Below are 15708 nucleotides of genomic sequence, written 5' to 3'. Positions count from 1 at the left end.
CGCGCCGTTTTCATTTCAGAGTCACCATCATGTCGAACCTCCCAACTACTTTGCCCGCCTGGCTTGCGCTGCTTGAATCGCGCCATGCCGAAACCGTCATCAATATGGGCCTGGACCGCGTTCTCGCCGTCAAGGAACGCCTGCAGCTGAGCTTTAGCTGCCCGACCATCATGGTGGCTGGCACCAACGGCAAGGGATCGACCTGCGCCATGCTGGAATCGGTGCTGATGCGCGCCGGCTACAAGGTGGGCCTGTACATCAAGCCGCACTTCCTCGATTTTAACGAGCGCGCCCGCATCAACGGCGACATGGCCAGCGACGAGACGCTGGTGGCCGCGTTCAATGCGGTGGAGGCGGCGCGCGGCGACACGTCGCTGACGTATTTCGAATTCACCACGCTGGCCATCATGAAGCTGCTGTCGGAAGCCGGCATGGATGTGGTCATCCTGGAAGTAGGGCTGGGCGGCCGCCTGGACGCGGTCAATATCATTGACGCCGACGTGGCCATCGTCACCAGCGTCGACATCGACCACACCGACTACCTGGGCGACACGCGCGAAAAGATCGGCTTCGAGAAAGCCGGCATCTTCCGCGCCGGTAAAACCGCGATCTGCTCGGACCCGGTGCCGCCGCAATCGCTGATCGACCACGCCAACGCCATCGGCGCCGACCTGTGGCTGATGGGCCGCGATTTCAACTACTCCGGCGACAAGCAGCAGTGGAGCTACGGCGGCCGCGGCCAGCGCCGCAACTCGCTGGCCTATCCGAGCCTGCGCGGCGCCAACCAGATCCTGAACGCCTGCGCCGCCCTGGCCGCGCTGGAAGCGCTCAAGCTGGTGCTGCCGGTGGGCGCGCAGGAGGTGCGCACCGGGCTGGTGACGGTGGAGCTGCCGGGCCGCTTCCAGGTGCTGCCGGGCCGTCCGACCATCATCCTTGACGTCGCCCACAACCCGCACGCCGCCGCAGCCCTGAACCAGAACCTCGGCAACATGGGCTTCCACCGCTACACCTATGCCGTGTTCGGCTCCATGCACGACAAGGATATCGATGGCGTGATCGCCGCCATGTCCGAGCATGTGGACCACTGGTGCCTGGCGACCTTGCCGTCGCCGCGCTCGGCCAGCGCCTCCGAACTGGCGGCCAAGGTGCAGCTGGTGCAGCCGGAACGCGACGAACGCACCATCAACGTGTTCGATGATCCGGGGGCGGCGTACGCAAATGCCATCAGCCGGGCCGGTGAGGATGATAGAATTGTGGTCTTTGGATCTTTCCTGACCGTCGCCGGTGTCATGGCGGCGCGAAAATCCGCACTCCACTGAACGCACAGGACTGAAATCACGCATGGGCTTGTTCTCGAAACTCGGTAAAAACAAGCAAGACGCTGGTCAAGACAGCGGCTATTACACCAGCGCAGATGACCGGGCAGCGACTGAACGCGCCCGCGCCAAGCGCGCCTCGTCGGCCGACGGCGGCGCCACCAGGCGCCGCACGCGCGAGCGTGAAGAGGATGATGCTGTGTTGCCGGAAAAGAAACGCGCACGCCGCCGCTTGGTGGGGGCGATCGCGCTGGCGCTGGCCGTGGCCGTCGGCCTGCCGATGGTGCTGGATTCCGAGCCCAAGCCGCTGTCGTCCGACATCGATATCAAAATTCCATCCAAGGACAAGCCGGCCGCTGCGGTGACCGCGCCGGCGCCGGTGCCGGCCCAGGCCGCGCTCGATAGCAAGGAAGAAATCGTCGAGGATGTGAAACCGGCCGCCAAGCCGGCCGCACCCGCCGCACCAGCGGTCGACACCGCCAAGCAGGAAGCCGAGGCCAAAGCCAGGGCGCAAGCCCAGGCCGACGCCAAAGCGGAGCGCGAACTGAAAGCGCGCCAGGAAGCCGACTACAAGCAGGAACTCGAACGCAAGCAAGCCGAGGCCAAGGCCGACGCCAAACTGAAAGCCGAAAAACAGGAAGCCGAGCGCAAGCTGGCGGAAGCCAAGGCCAAGGCGGCGGAGCCGAAGCCGGCGGCGGCCGCCAAGAGCGAAGACGCGCGCGCGCTGGCCATCCTGGAAGGCAAGCCGGCCGCCAGCGGTGAAAAATTCGTGCTGCAGGTGGCCGCCCTGAGCGACCAGGCCAAGGTGGAGGAATTGCGCGCCAAACTGAAAAACGCCGGGATCAGCTCCTTCACGCAGAAAACGCCGTCGGGCGACATCACCCGCGTGCGCGTGGGGCCGTTCACCAGCAAGGAAGAAGCCGAGAAGGTCAAGGCCAAGCTGAGCAGCATGGGCTTGAGCGGCCGTCTGGAAACCGTCTGACGTGACGCTCTTCGATTACCTGGTCATTTTCGTGCTGGTCACGTCGGTCATCATCGGCGTAGTGCGCGGGCTGGTGAAGGAAGTGTTGTCGGTGCTGAGCTGGATCATCGCCTTTGTGGTGGCCAACGCCTACGCGGCGGTGCTGGCGCCGATGCTGCCGGAGGTGGTGCCGGGCGAGGTGCTGCGGCTGATCATTGCCTTTATCGCACTGTTTATCGGTGCGCGGATTTTAATGGGCCTGTTGTCGCTGGCGCTGGACGCCTTGCTGGACGCGGGTGGCCTCAGCTTCATCGACCGCGCACTGGGCGCCGTGTTTGGCGTGGCGCGCGGGCTTGTAATTGTGTTGGCAGCCGTCATCTTAAGCGGGATGACGTCCTTGCCGAAGCAGGATTTCTGGAGGCACGCGGTCTTGAGTCCATACGCCGAGCAGGGTGCTCGCATGGTCAAGCAGTACCTTCCCGCTGCGATGGCGCAGCATGTTAATTTTTGAATTCTTTAAATCTGCGTTTTTAATCTGTAGTCCAGTCCAGGAGCATCATCATGTGTGGCATCGTCGGCGTCGTCTCCCATCAACCTGTCAACCAAATGCTGTATGACGCCTTGCTGCTGTTGCAGCACCGCGGCCAGGATGCGGCGGGTATCGCGACCAATCACAGCAGCATGTTCGCCATGCACAAGGCCAACGGCCTGGTGCGCGACGTTTTCCGTACGCGTAACATGCGTACGCTGCAAGGCAATTCCGGTATCGGCCACTGCCGCTACCCAACCGCCGGCTCGTCAAGCGAGGAAGAAGCGCAGCCGTTCTACGTCAACGCCCCGTTCGGCATCACGCTGGCGCACAACGGCAACCTGACCAACTGGGAACAGCTCAAGCAGGAGATGTTCAAGAACGACCGCCGCCACATCAATACCGACTCCGACTCGGAAGTGCTGCTGAACGTGCTGGCGCACGAGCTGCAAAAGAGCACCACCGGCCTGACGCTGGATGCGGACGCCATCTTCAACGCCGTCACCGTGCTGCACCGTCGCGTGCGCGGCGGCTATGCTGCGGTGGCGCAGATCGCCGGCGTCGGCCTGCTGGCCTTCCGCGATCCGTTCGGCATCCGTCCGCTGTGCCTGGGCATCAATGAAACCCCGGAAGGCGTGGAATACCTGATCGCCTCGGAATCGGTGGCGCTGGAAGGCATGGGCTTCCGCTTCGTGCGCGACATCGCGCCGGGCGAAGCGGTGTTCATCGACGCCGACAAGCAGTTGCACGCGCGCCAGTGCGCCGACAATCCCACCCTGAACCCATGCGTGTTCGAGTATGTCTACCTGGCGCGTCCTGACTCGGTCATCGACGGCGCCTCGGTGTACGCCACCCGCCTGAAAATGGGCGAGTACCTGGCCGAGAAGATCAAGCGCGAACTGAAAGACATGAAGATCGACGTGGTGATGCCGATTCCGGACTCGTCGCGTCCGGCGGCGATCCAGCTGGCGCTGGCGCTGAATGTGGAATACCGCGAAGGCTTCATCAAGAACCGCTACATCGGCCGCACCTTCATCATGCCGGGCCAGGCCGCGCGCAAGAAGTCCGTGCGCCAGAAGCTGAACGCGATTCCGGATGAATTCAAGGACAAGGTGGTGCTGCTGGTGGATGACTCCATCGTGCGCGGCACCACCAGCCGCGAGATCGTGCAGATGGCGCGCGACTCCGGCGCCAAGAAGGTCATCTTCGCCTCGGCCGCGCCGCCGGTGATCTACCCGAACGTGTACGGCATCGACATGCCGACCCGCGACGAGCTGATCGCCCATGGCCGCACCGTGGAGGAAGTGTGCCGCGAAATCACCGCCGATGCGCTGGTGTACCAGGATATCGACGCGCTCAAGCGCGCCATTTCGGACGTGAATCCGGCGCTGAAGAACTTCGAGGCGTCGTGCTTTGACGGCGTGTACGTGACCGGCGACGTGACCAAGGAGTATCTGGACAAGCTGGAATATGCCCGTCACAACCCGACCAAGGCCAAGGTGCCGGAAGATGCGGCCCGCACGCAGCTGAACCTGAACCTGGCGGCCACCGAAGCGTAACCATGAGCGACAAGAAGAACTACGGTTTCACCACCACCATCCTCCACGGCGACCGCCAGAAGGGCATCGAGCACGGTTCGCTGCACAAGCCGATCCACACCTCGGTGGCCTTCGGCTACGCCGACGCGCGCCAGCTGGCCTCGGTCTTCCAGGGCAAGGAGCCGGGCTTCCGCTACGGCCGCCAGGGCAACCCGACCATCTCGGCGCTGGAAGAGAAGGTCACCAAGATGGAGCAGGGCGTCGGCACCATCTGCTTCGCCACCGGCATGGGCGCGATCGGCGCCGTGGTACAGGCGCTGCTGCGCGCCGGCGACCATGTGGTGTCCTCGTCCTTCTTGTTCGGTAACACCAACAGCCTGTGGCAGACCGCCATGAGCCAGGGCATCGGCGTGTCCTTCGTGGACGCCACCGACGTGGCCAATGTCGAAGCGGCGATCACCGACAGCACCCGCGTGGTGTTTGTCGAAACCATCGCCAACCCGCGCACGCAAGTGGCGGACCTGAAGCGCATCGGTGAACTGTGCAAGGCGCGCGGCATCCTGTACGTGGTGGACAACACCATGACCACGCCGTATCTGTTCCAGCCCAAGTCGGTGCATGCCGGCCTGGTGGTCAACGCCCTGACCAAGTCGATCGGCGGCCACGGCAACGCGCTCGGCGGCAGCATCACCGATACCGGCGCCTATGACTGGACCCGCTTCCCGAACATCTACGAGAACTACAAGAAAGCCGCGCCGCTGCAGTGGGGCCTGGCGCAGATCCGCGCCAAGGCGCTGCGCGACTTCGGCTCCTCGCTGGCGCCGGACGCCGCCCACCACATCGCTGTCGGCGCCGAAACGCTGGCGCTGCGCATGCAGCGCACCACCGCCAACGCGCTGGCGCTGGCGGAAATGCTGGAGAAGGATGAACGCGTCGCCGCGGTCTACTATCCGGGCCTGCAATCGCACCCGCAGCACGGCATCAGCGCGGAACTGTTCCGCGCCCATGGTTCGCTGCTGAGCTTTGAGCTGAAGGATGGTCTGGACTGCTTCGACTTCCTGAACCGCCTCAAGCTGGCGATCCCGGCCTCGAATCTGGGCGACAACCGCACGCTGATCATCCCGGTCGCGCACACCATCTTCTACGAGATGGGCGCCGAGCGCCGGGCATCAATGGGCATTGCCGAATCGCTGATCCGCGTCTCGGTGGGCATCGAAGACACCGACGACCTGCTGGACGACTTCTGCACCGCCCTCGAAGGCTGCTGACGATGAGAACGCTGATCGCCACCAGCCTGTTGGCGGCAGCCGCCGCAGCCCAGGCTGGCGATCACCGGCTTGAAATCGACTACTACACCCACCACTACGACGGCGCCGACATCGCGCTGTCGCGCTTCCACTGCGGCGCCGCCAGCGCCATGCACACGGCCGAAGAACGCAGCGCCTGGCTGGCCTGCTACGGCCGCTTTGCGGTCAACTACCGGGCCGCGCTGCCGGTCGGGCGCACCATTCCGGCGGAAGTGGCGGACGCCATGAGCGAAGCCGAACTGGCGGTCGCGCAGCAATTGATGAGTCAGGTATTTGTGCAGGTCGCACAGGAGGCACGCCAGCAAGCCGATCTGGTCTTGCTGGCGCAGGGGGAGGTGCTTAGTGCCAGGTCCGCATCAGGCCTACTGCCAGGCCTTCCAGTGCAAACTCGTCAGCTTCCGGATCGACCTTGATGATCTTGAAGTCCGGATTTTCCGGCAGCAGCTCGATGGTCGAGCCGGTCTTGCGGTAGCGCTTGACCGTCACTTCGCTGCCGATGCGGGCCACCACGATCTGGCCGTTCTTGGCGCTATCCACTTTTTTCACCGCCAGCAGGTCACCGTCCATGATGCCGGCGTCGCGCATCGATTCGCCGCGCACCTTCAGCAGGTAGTCCGGCCTGGAGGCAAACATGGCCGGGTCGACGCTGTAGCTGGTTTCCAGGTTTTCTTGCGCCAGGATCGGCGAGCCGGCAGCCACGCGGCCGATCAGCGGCAGCGACATCATCAGCGCGGCCGGCACTTTCGGCGCCGGCGGTTCGGCGTGCGCGCCCAGCAGGCGGATGCCGCGCGAAGTGCCGGCGGCAATCTCGATCGCGCCCTTGCGCGCCAGGGCCTGCAAATGCTCCTCGGCGGCATTGGCCGACTTGAAGCCCAGTTCGTTGGCGATCTCGGCGCGGGTCGGCGGGAAGCCGGTATTTTCAATGGCGTCCTTGATCAGATTCAGGATTTGTTCCTGGCGTGCAGTGAGCTTGAGCATGAGTACAGTGAGCCTGTGTATATGAACAGTCTGTATTTTTGTACAGTGTGACGCGAAAAGCAAGGGAATTTGTTGCTTCACGCGAAATTAATTCATGTTTAGTTGCGGGCGCGGCTGCTGGTCCAGTGGTTGGGGCCGTCGGAGAGCGTGCCCAGGTACTCGCTGCGCTTGCCATCGCGCTCGGTGATGATGCGGGCGCGCGGCGTGTGCGGGGTGCTGGCGGCCAGCTGCAGCGTGATTGCGCCGCTGCGCGGATCGTAGACGGCACTGTCGTACTTGCCGGCTTCCAGCGTGATCCAGGCGCGCTCCGGTGCGATGAACAGGCGCGTGCGGGCGCTGTCTTTCGGCGTGATGTGCAGCTTGCCGTCGGCTGCGGCCTGCAGATTGGCGCCGAACGCCAGCCAGCCGAAGGTCGGGTCGTTCAGCACGTAGGTGGCGCTGGCGTAGGCATGGCCGTAGAAGCCCATGCCGTAGTCGCCGCTGTAGGCGTCCCAGCGCATCATGTCCGGCCAGGCATGGAAGCCGGCCGAGGCAAAGCCCTGCTGGTCGATATTGGTGATGCCGCCCAGCAGGCCGCCGTAGGCCACGCGCAGCAGGTGCAGGTCGGACGGGTTGGCGCGGTAGGCCTCGAACAGTGGCACCGCGTTCAGGGTCGAACCGTAGTGGTGGATCTGGCGTTCGATGCGCGGCGTCTTGCCGGCGTACAGGAAGTCCCAATAGCGGCGGGCGTTGCCGTTGTAGCCCCAGCTTGGCATTGTCGGATCGTAGCCGAGGATGACTTCGCGCGTGATGTCGGCCTGCGGCTGGTAGCCGAAGTGGCGCATCCAGGCGTAGACTTCGGCCTGGCCGGTGGAGTCCCACGCCATTTCGCTGCCGAAAGGGTAGATGAGCGTGCGCCAGTGGTCGGCGCGCTGCTTCATCAGGCGCTCCATGTCGGCGGCTTCGGCGTGCATCTCTTCCCGTTGCAGGTCCTTGAGGATGTCGATGAAGACGTCGCCTTCCATCAGGCCGAACTGGGCGTACTCGGGCGCGTCGCGCATCATGGCGACGACGGTCTGGTAGGCCTGCTGCAGATACCAGCGCCAGTCGTGCGCCGTGACCAGGCCGACGTGGTTGCGGGCCAGGCGGTACAACACCCAGTGGCCGATGGCGACGTGCGGGTAGTTGTAGGCGCGGCCAAGGTCGGCAGCGTCCTTCTTGCTCCAGGACGCCCAGGTTGCCCAGTTGGCCTTCGGATCGTAGTAATTGGGGAAGGCTTGCGGGTCGTAGTAGAACAGACTCTTGCGCACGGCGCCGGCTTGCGGGCCATCGGCCACTTGCAGCTTGCCGACCACCGTGTCGTTGACCAGGCGTTCCAGCTTGGCGACTTCGGCGGCATCGGGATTGTCCAGCTGCTTCATGATGGCAGCCACCCAGCTGCCGCCGCCGCCTTCGTCGCTCATGCCGGAGATCCATACACGGGTATCGTCGGTGACGATGCGGTCGGCGTCGCGGTCATAGGTGAGGATGGCGGGCGCGCGCTGGAAGGGATCGTTGCGGTCGTCGAACCATTGGCGGGTGGTGGCAAAGCGGCCCAGGTCGGCCACGGCTTGCTGCAGCGGCTTGGTGATGAAGTAGCTGATGGTTTGCACGCTGCCGTCGGCGTAGCTAATGCTGAGCCGCGCCGGCCCCCAGCCTTGCGCACGCACGGTGTAGCGCAGCCAGCCCTGGGCGGCCCAGTCGCCGTTCCCACCGCCGCTGCCCACTGGTGTGACGGTCAGCGCGCCGGCCGGCCCGGCGCTGATGCTGGCGACTTTCTGCGAGCTGTGCAGGAAGAGCGTGGCCTCCATGTCGGTCGGCACCACATAGCCGGGGATGCCAACCGCCACCGGCCGTTTCTGCGCGACCAGCGTTTGCTCGATGGCGCGGATCGATGGCGCGGTGACGAAGCGCACGCCGATCTCGCGTCGTTCACCGGGCCGCAAGGTCAGGCTGGTGGGCGTGTTCCATTGCTCGCCGGCGTTCTTCCAGTCCGTCCCGGCGTAGGCCTTGCTGGCCACGGTCCAGTCGTAAAAGCCTTCAGCGGTCTGTTCGCGCTTGCTGCCATCTTCGATCGGGCGCCAGGCTTCCAGCGGCGTGCGGCCGTCCGGCAGCACCAGCAGGGCAGGGCCTTGGCCGTTGAGGCGCGTCACCTGCACATAGCCGGCGTCGCGGCCGATGTAGGGATCGGCAAAGCTGGCGCTGGCATGGGCCTGCTCCAGCGTGCGGCCGGTGATGATGTTGTCGAACACCATTGGCAGCCCCAGGCCGCCAATTTCCACCGGGCTGGCCGAACGGTTGATCAAGGTAAAACGCAGCACCAGCGCGCCCTTGTCGTTCAGCCAGCGCCGCTCCACCGTCAGCGGAAAGCCGGCGCCCATGGTGGCGCTGATGTCGGCTGCCGCCAGCGCCCGGCCGGCCGGCAGGATGCGCACCGGCTTGCGGGCGCGCGAGGAGGAATAATCCTGCCAGGCGCCGTCGCCGCTGCGCAGCCGCAAATTGAGATCGCCGACATGGGCATAGCCATTGCCGCGCCGCTCGGCCGCGCGCGTGCCGGGCACGAAATCAAAGGCCGGATCGGCCACCGGCGTCAGGCGCGCCAGCGTTTGCGTGTCGCTGCGCAGGGCCAGCAGCAACTGCGGCGTGCTGTAGGCCTGGCCGATGGCAAGCGCGGGCAGGGCGATCAAGGTGGCAATGACAAGTGATTTCATGGGCAATCCTGTTAAAAGTGCAACACGATAGTAGCATTGCCGCCGCCGCAACGCGATGCTGGATTTCTGCTGCAAAAGCTGCTATAGTCGCGGGCTTACCTCTTCCCACACCTGTCTTGACGCCAGGGTGGGCTATTTATCAAGTCCTTAAGGGAGTTATACATGCGTCACTACGAAATCGTATTTATCGTCCACCCGGACCAGAGCGAGCAAGTGCCCGCCATGATCGAGCGTTACAAAACCACCGTAACGACCCGCGGCGGCGCCGTGCACCGTGTGGAAGATTGGGGCCGTCGTCAAATGGCTTACCCAATCCAGAAACTGGCGAAAGCCCACTACATCTGCCTGAACATCGAAGCAGACAACGAAACCCTGGTTGAGCTGGAAACCGCATTCAAATTCAATGATGCCGTTCTGCGTCACCTGACCGTCAAGATGAAGAAAGCGGAAACCGCTCCTTCGCCGATGATGAAGTCGGTACAACGCGAAGACGCAGCGAAATCGCACCGCGCAGAAGCTGCCGCTGCTGCTCCAGCCGCTTAATTGTCCTGAGAAGGAACCGCGCTGAACCAGTTCCAGTTCATCGCCCTCATCGCCGAGCGGGATGCAATCCGTTACACCCCGGCCGGCATGCCGATCGTGAATGCTGTACTCCAGCACCGGTCGCAGCAGATGGAGGCGGGCATCGCCCGTTTGACCGAGTTTGAAGTGTCCGCCGTTGCGGCGGGCGAAATTTCAGGCCGTTTCCATCAGGCGCCGCTGGGAGGCATGTATCAGTTCACCGGTTTTCTCAACAAGAAAAGCCGCAATAGCAAAAGCCTGGTGTTTCACATCATTGATTTTAGTGCTGTCCAAGACAGCTCAATTTAAATACAGGAGCCTAAAATGGCATTCGGTAAAAAGTTCGACAAAAACAAGCTCAAGCTGAAAGAAAAGCGCAAGCAACAAAACCCACTGTTCAAGCGCAAGAAGTTCTGCCGCTTCACCGCCGCTGGCGTTGAGCAGGTAGACTACAAAGACGTAGACACCCTGAAAGACTTCATCCAGGAAAACGGCAAAATCATGCCAGCACGTCTGACCGGCACCAAAGCCCACTACCAGCGTCAAGTTGACACCGCGATCAAGCGCGCGCGTTACCTGGCCCTGCTGCCGTACACCGATCTGCACAACGCCTAATCGCGGCAGAGAAACTGGAGAAGAACTATGCAAATCATTCTGTTGGAAAAAGTTGTCAACCTGGGCAACCTGGGTGAAGTCGTTAAAGTCAAAGACGGCTACGCACGTAACTTCCTGATCCCGCAAAAAATGGCCCGCCGCGCTACCGCCGCTGCCATCGAGGAATTCGAAGCCAAGCGCGCTGAACTGGAAAAAGCTGCTGCCGCCAAGCTGGCCGCTGCCCAAGCCCAGGGCGAAAAACTGAACGGCATGACCGTGACCGTGTCGCAGAAAGCCGGCGTTGACGGCCGTCTGTTCGGTTCGGTAACCAACTTCGACATTGCTGAAGCCCTGACCAAAGCAGGTTTCGCTGTTGAAAAAGCCGCTGTGCGTCTGCCAACCGGTCCGCTGAAGACCGTGGGCGAGTTCCCAGTCAGCGTTGCGCTGCACACCGACGTGGTGGCAGAAGTAACCGTTGCCGTTGTAGGCGAAGCTGCCTAAGACTTGACCGGGCGGCAACGCCTGTCGAGTTTTGCAACACCCTTGAAAAAAGCCGGGCTCCGCCCCGGCTTTTTTCTCGTCATAAATTTTGTAGTCCGGCACAAGCAGGTATAATTCGCGCCATGAACGCCCCCTCCGATCCGCAAGTCGAGTCGCTCCGCGTCCCGCCGCATTCCATCGAAGCAGAACAGTCCGTCATCGGCGGTCTGCTGCGCGATAACGCGGCGTTCGACCGTATTGCCGACATGATGCAGCCGGAAGACTTCTACCGCTACGACCACCGCATCATCTTCGAACAGATCGTGCGCATGATCAACTCGTCCAAACCGGCCGACGTGATCACCGTGTTCGAGAACCTGACCCAGCTGGGCAAGGCCGACGACGTCGGCGGCCTGGCCTACCTGAACGCCATGGCGCAGAACACGCCGTCGGCGGCCAACATCCGCCGCTATGCCGAGATCGTGCGCGACCGCTCGGTGCTGCGCCAGCTGATCACCGTGGCCGACGACATTTCCGGCCAGGCCTTCAGCCCGCAGGGCAAGGAAACCAAGGAAATCCTGGACGAGGCCGAGTCGCGCATCTTCGCCATTGCCGAGCAGGGCGCGCGCGGCGCCGCCGGCTGGCTGGCGGTGCAGCCGCTGCTGACCCAGGTGGTCGAGCGCATCGACGAGCTGTACTCGCGCGACAACCAGTCCGAGATCACCGGCGTGCCGACCGGCTTCATCGACCTCGACCGCATGACTTCCGGCCTGCAGCCGGGCGACCTGGTGATCGTGGCCGGCCGTCCTTCGATGGGCAAGACCGCGTTCTCGGTCAACATCGGTGAAAACGTGGCGATCGAAGCCGGCCTGCCGGTGGCGGTATTCTCGATGGAGATGGGCGGCGCCCAGCTGGCCATGCGTATGCTCGGTTCGGTGGGCCAGCTGGACCAGCATCGCCTGCGCACCGGCCGCCTGAACGACGAGGACTGGCCGCGCCTGACGCACGCCATCCAGAAGATGAACGACGCCCAGTTGTTCATCGACGAAACCCCGGCACTGAACCCGATCGAGATGCGCGCCCGCGCGCGCCGTCTGGCGCGCCAGTGCGGCAAGCTCGGCCTGATCATTGTCGACTACCTGCAGCTGATGCAGGGTTCCAAGGCCGGCGACAACCGCGCCTCCGAGATTTCGGAGATCTCGCGCTCGCTGAAAGGCCTGGCCAAGGAGCTGGGCTGCCCGGTGATCGCGCTGTCGCAGCTGAACCGCTCGCTGGAACAACGCCCCAACAAACGGCCCGTCATGTCCGACCTGCGCGAATCCGGCGCTATCGAGCAGGATGCGGACGTCATCATTTTCCTGTATCGCGACGAAGTCTATAACCCGGACTCGCCCGATAAGGGAACGGCCGAGATCATTATCGGTAAGCAGCGTAACGGCCCGATCGGCGCGGTACGTCTGACCTGGATCGGCCAGTACACCAAGTTTGGCAATTACGTCGGTAACCTGTCTATCTACCAGGGCGACTAATCCTTGCGCCGGCCCGATCCATCGGCTGGCGATCTGCAGTAGTAATAAAACGGAGAAAAATATGTTTGGACGTTTGATGCCCACCGAGGGCAAATTCTTTGACCTGTTTAATCAGCACGCCGAGCTGTGCGTCAAAGGCGCGAAAGAAATGGTGGGCCTGATGTCCAATTTCGATGACCTGGAAAACCGCGTGCACGCGATTGAAAGCATCGAAAAGCAAGCCGACAAGATCACCTACCAGACGGTGGACATGCTGCACAAGACCTTCATCACGCCGATCGACCGCGACGACATCCACAAGCTGATCACCCGCCAGGACGACATCCTGGACCTGCTGGAAGACGCGGCCCAGACCGTCTCGCTGTACGACCTGCACTCGGTCACGCCGGAAGCCAAGCGCCTGGCCGAGCTGGTGCTGGCCTGCACCGAAAAGCTGAAAGAAGCGGTATCGATGCTGCACAATATGGACAATTCGCGGCAGATCGTGTCGATCTGCGAAGAGATCGACCGCCTCGAATCGGACGCCGACCACGTCATGCGCGCCGCCATGTCCAAGCTGTTCCGCGACGAGCCGGATGTGCGCAACCTGATCAAGATGAAGGCCATCTACGAAATCCTGGAAACCGTGACCGACCGTTGCGAAGATGTGGCCAACATCATCGAAGGCATCATCGTCGAAAACGCATAATTACAAAGACGAGTACCCATGCAAACCCTACAAATCAGTATCTACGTGCTGGGCATGCTGATTGCCCTGGCCCTGATATTTGACTTCATGAACGGCTTCCATGACGCCGCCAACGCGATCGCCACCGTGGTCTCGACCGGCGTGCTCAAGCCGCAAACCGCCGTTGCCATGGCGGCCCTGTTCAACTTTGTCGCCATCTTCGTGTTCCACCAGCTGACCGTGGCCGCCACGGTCGGCAAGGGCACCATCGACCCCGGCGTGGTCGACCAGTACGTCATCTTTGGCGCGCTGACCGGCGCCATCGTGTGGAATATCGTGACCTGGTACTACGGCATCCCGTCGTCGTCGTCGCACGCGCTGATCGGCGGCCTGGTGGGCGCGGCCGTGGCCAAGAGCGGCACCGGCGCGCTGATCTCGGCCGGCCTGATCAAGACCGTCGTATTCATCGTGCTGTCGCCGCTGCTGGGCTTCCTGTTCGGCTCGCTGATGATGTTGATCGTATCGTGGATCTTCGTGCGCTCGACCCCGCGCCGGGTCGACAAATGGTTCCGCCGCCTGCAACTATTCTCGGCCGCATCCTACAGCCTCGGCCACGGCGGCAATGACGCCCAGAAAACCATCGGCATCATCTGGATGCTGCTGATCGCGGCCGGCTACTCGACCGCCGGCGCCAAAGAGCCGCCGCTGTGGGTGATCGTCTCGTGCTACACCGCGATCTCGTTCGGCACCCTGTTTGGCGGCTGGCGCATCGTGAAAACCATGGGCCAGAAAATCACCAAGCTGAAACCGGTGGGCGGCTTCTGCGCCGAGACCGGCGGCGCCATCACCCTGTTCACCGCCACCGCGCTGGGCGTGCCGGTGTCGACCACCCACACCATCACCGGCGCGATTGTCGGCGTCGGCTCGGCCCAGAAAATGTCGGCGGTGCGCTGGGGCGTGGCGGGCAACATCGTGTGGGCGTGGATCTTCACCATTCCGGCCTCGGCCTTCGTGGCCGCGATCGCCTGGTGGATCGGGCACCACATCATGTAACACCAAGGGAGCTGCGGCTCCCTTTTTTGATAGCGGAAGATCATGGCAATCAGTTTTGAGGATGTGCGGCAGTTGGCGGAGCAGTCGGCCGCGGTGACCGCACCGTGCAGCTGTCACGCCGCCGCGCTGCTGGCCTGGCGGGCCGTGCCGCTGACGCTGGCGCTGGACCAGTTTGCAGAGGTGGCGACGCTGGTCGACGATCCCTATGCCGAGCCGACGTTTGCGGAATACCATCCGCACGGCAGCCGCTACGACAGCGACGACGCGCCGATCGCGCCGCGCTACTTCCCCTGTAACCGCAGCCAGGTTGTGCGCTGCGTCAGGTGCAGCCGCCACTACCTGCGCTACACCGAGGCTGGCGGCTACTTCAGCGAAGTGCGCATGCGCGCGCTGCGGCCATCGGTACTGACAGATGCCGCTTTATAGCGCGGCTGGCGCCAGAATGCGCTATCATCCCGGGTTCGTTTTTTAAACCAGCCTGATCCATATGCCTCCTCCCCGCAGCAAGCGTTACTCCTGCTTCCGCCAAGGCCTGGAGGCCGTCATGGACCTGGCCACGCTGGGCGGCCTGGTCAGCGCCCTGAGCTACCACTGCGGGCTGCACGGCCGCATGGGCGTCACCCGCTACAGCGTCACACTGCCGGCCGAGCGGCGCCTGCCACGGCCGCTGAAAATCGGCTTTGCCTCCGACTTCCACGCCGGCCGCCCGACCCATCCGGCCATCTTTGCCGATCTGTTCGCCAGGATCGCCGAAGAGCAGCCGGACGTGCTGCTGCTGGGCGGCGACTACGTCACCGGTCCGGCGCGCAACGCCGCCTTGCTGTGTCCGGGCCTGGCCGCCTGCCAGCCGCCGCTGGGCAAATTCGCCGTATTTGGCAACCACGACCTGTCCACCGACGACCAGCAAATCGCGCGTCTGTTTGGTGCGGCCGGCGTCAACATGCTGGTCAACCGCGCGGTCGTGCTGCCGGCGCCGTTCGACAGCGTCTCGGTGTGCGGCATGGATGACCCGTGGACGGGCGTGGCGGATGGTGACGCCACCTTTGCCGGCGCCAGCGCCACCCGCATCCTGCTGATGCACGCGCCGGATGGCCTGCTGCTGCTCAACGGCCACCGTTACGACGTCGGCTTTGCCGGCCACACCCACGGCGGCCAGATCGCGCTGCCGAACGGCACCCCGCTGGTGATGCCGCAAGGCCCGCTATCGCGGCCGTTCTACTATGCGCGCTTCCCGGTCTCCGGCAATGGCGACCTCATCGTCAGCCGCGGCGTCGGCTGCAGCGGCATCCCGATCCGCATCAACGCCGACCCCGAACTGGTCATCTGCACCCTGCAATAAAGTCGGGGTCAGATACCGTCTTGAATAGCAAGGCCTTTTGACAGGTAATTGGGATCAAAAGGCTTGCCGGTATGGATCACGCCATAAATGAGGTGTGCGAGTTTATGCATGACGGCGCTGATCACGG

The 15708-nt window shown here is 63.4% G+C and carries 17 protein-coding genes; 15 read left to right on the top strand and 2 right to left on the bottom strand.

Annotation, left to right across the window (positions count from 1 at the left end; all coding sequences use genetic code 11):
• Window positions 1-29 precede the first annotated feature (29 nt).
• From folC to ABDW57_RS21680, 6 genes are read left to right on the top strand one after another with little or no spacing between them, the layout of a single operon-like run.
• The gene (folC, locus tag ABDW57_RS21705) at window positions 30-1319 is read left to right on the top strand and encodes a bifunctional tetrahydrofolate synthase/dihydrofolate synthase (protein WP_343732233.1); all 1290 of its coding nucleotides are present in this window, start codon (window positions 30-32) and stop codon (window positions 1317-1319) included.
• A 22-nt stretch (window positions 1320-1341) separates the two neighbouring features.
• On the top strand, window positions 1342-2298 hold the full coding sequence (locus ABDW57_RS21700; RefSeq protein WP_343732232.1) for an SPOR domain-containing protein: 957 nt from the start codon (window positions 1342-1344) through the stop codon (window positions 2296-2298).
• A 1-nt stretch (window position 2299) separates the two neighbouring features.
• Window positions 2300-2788 (top strand): CvpA family protein, encoded by a 489-nt coding sequence (locus tag ABDW57_RS21695; protein WP_343732231.1) that lies wholly within the window; start codon window positions 2300-2302, stop codon window positions 2786-2788.
• Window positions 2789-2838: 50 nt separating this feature from the next.
• Window positions 2839-4365 (top strand): amidophosphoribosyltransferase, encoded by a 1527-nt coding sequence (gene purF / locus ABDW57_RS21690; protein ID WP_176647737.1) that lies wholly within the window; start codon window positions 2839-2841, stop codon window positions 4363-4365.
• Window positions 4366-4367: 2 nt separating this feature from the next.
• The gene (locus ABDW57_RS21685) at window positions 4368-5612 is read left to right on the top strand and encodes a cystathionine gamma-synthase family protein (RefSeq protein ID WP_343732230.1); all 1245 of its coding nucleotides are present in this window, start codon (window positions 4368-4370) and stop codon (window positions 5610-5612) included.
• Window positions 5613-5614: 2 nt separating this feature from the next.
• A complete protein-coding gene (locus ABDW57_RS21680; protein ID WP_343732229.1) occupies window positions 5615-6064 on the top strand; it encodes a hypothetical protein in 450 nt (149 codons plus the stop codon).
• Here ABDW57_RS21680 and lexA read toward each other — a convergent pair.
• Together lexA and ABDW57_RS21670 are read right to left on the bottom strand one after the other, a co-directional pair.
• Window positions 5991-6629 (bottom strand): transcriptional repressor LexA, encoded by a 639-nt coding sequence (lexA, locus tag ABDW57_RS21675; protein ID WP_155463348.1) that lies wholly within the window; start codon window positions 6627-6629, stop codon window positions 5991-5993. The genes ABDW57_RS21680 and lexA overlap by 74 nt on opposite strands.
• A 98-nt stretch (window positions 6630-6727) precedes the next feature.
• Window positions 6728-9358, bottom strand: a complete 2631-nt coding sequence (locus tag ABDW57_RS21670; RefSeq protein WP_343732228.1) for a DUF5695 domain-containing protein — start codon at window positions 9356-9358, stop codon at window positions 6728-6730.
• Window positions 9359-9520: 162 nt separating this feature from the next.
• Here ABDW57_RS21670 and rpsF point away from each other — a divergent pair, with 162 nt between their 5' ends.
• The 9 genes from rpsF (at window position 9521) to ABDW57_RS21625 (ending at window position 15581) form a co-directional block, all read left to right on the top strand.
• On the top strand, window positions 9521-9901 hold the full coding sequence (rpsF, locus tag ABDW57_RS21665) for a 30S ribosomal protein S6 (protein ID WP_343732227.1): 381 nt from the start codon (window positions 9521-9523) through the stop codon (window positions 9899-9901).
• 21 nt (window positions 9902-9922) lie between these two features.
• Window positions 9923-10228: a primosomal replication protein N gene (gene priB, locus ABDW57_RS21660; RefSeq protein WP_343732360.1), complete on the top strand. Its 306-nt coding sequence runs from the start codon at window positions 9923-9925 to the stop codon at window positions 10226-10228.
• Between the two features lie 15 nt (window positions 10229-10243).
• On the top strand, window positions 10244-10534 hold the full coding sequence (rpsR, locus tag ABDW57_RS21655; RefSeq protein WP_072781043.1) for a 30S ribosomal protein S18: 291 nt from the start codon (window positions 10244-10246) through the stop codon (window positions 10532-10534).
• 27 nt (window positions 10535-10561) lie between these two features.
• Entirely contained in the window at window positions 10562-11014 is a 453-nt protein-coding gene (rplI, locus tag ABDW57_RS21650; RefSeq protein ID WP_343732226.1) for a 50S ribosomal protein L9, read from the top strand.
• 122 nt (window positions 11015-11136) lie between these two features.
• The gene (locus ABDW57_RS21645; RefSeq protein WP_343732225.1) at window positions 11137-12522 is read left to right on the top strand and encodes a replicative DNA helicase; all 1386 of its coding nucleotides are present in this window, start codon (window positions 11137-11139) and stop codon (window positions 12520-12522) included.
• 61 nt (window positions 12523-12583) lie between these two features.
• Window positions 12584-13210: a DUF47 domain-containing protein gene (locus ABDW57_RS21640; protein WP_092274038.1), complete on the top strand. Its 627-nt coding sequence runs from the start codon at window positions 12584-12586 to the stop codon at window positions 13208-13210.
• A gap of 18 nt (window positions 13211-13228) precedes the next feature.
• Window positions 13229-14242 (top strand): inorganic phosphate transporter, encoded by a 1014-nt coding sequence (locus ABDW57_RS21635; RefSeq protein WP_343732224.1) that lies wholly within the window; start codon window positions 13229-13231, stop codon window positions 14240-14242.
• 42 nt (window positions 14243-14284) lie between these two features.
• A complete protein-coding gene (locus ABDW57_RS21630) occupies window positions 14285-14668 on the top strand; it encodes a hypothetical protein (RefSeq protein WP_343732223.1) in 384 nt (127 codons plus the stop codon).
• 118 nt (window positions 14669-14786) lie between these two features.
• Window positions 14787-15581 (top strand): metallophosphoesterase, encoded by a 795-nt coding sequence (locus tag ABDW57_RS21625; protein ID WP_343732222.1) that lies wholly within the window; start codon window positions 14787-14789, stop codon window positions 15579-15581.
• Window positions 15582-15708: the final 127 nt, after the last annotated feature.

The organism is Duganella sp. (assembly GCF_039595735.1).
Lineage (GTDB): Bacteria > Pseudomonadota > Gammaproteobacteria > Burkholderiales > Burkholderiaceae_D > Rugamonas.
This window is presented reverse-complemented; position numbering and strand designations above follow the sequence as displayed.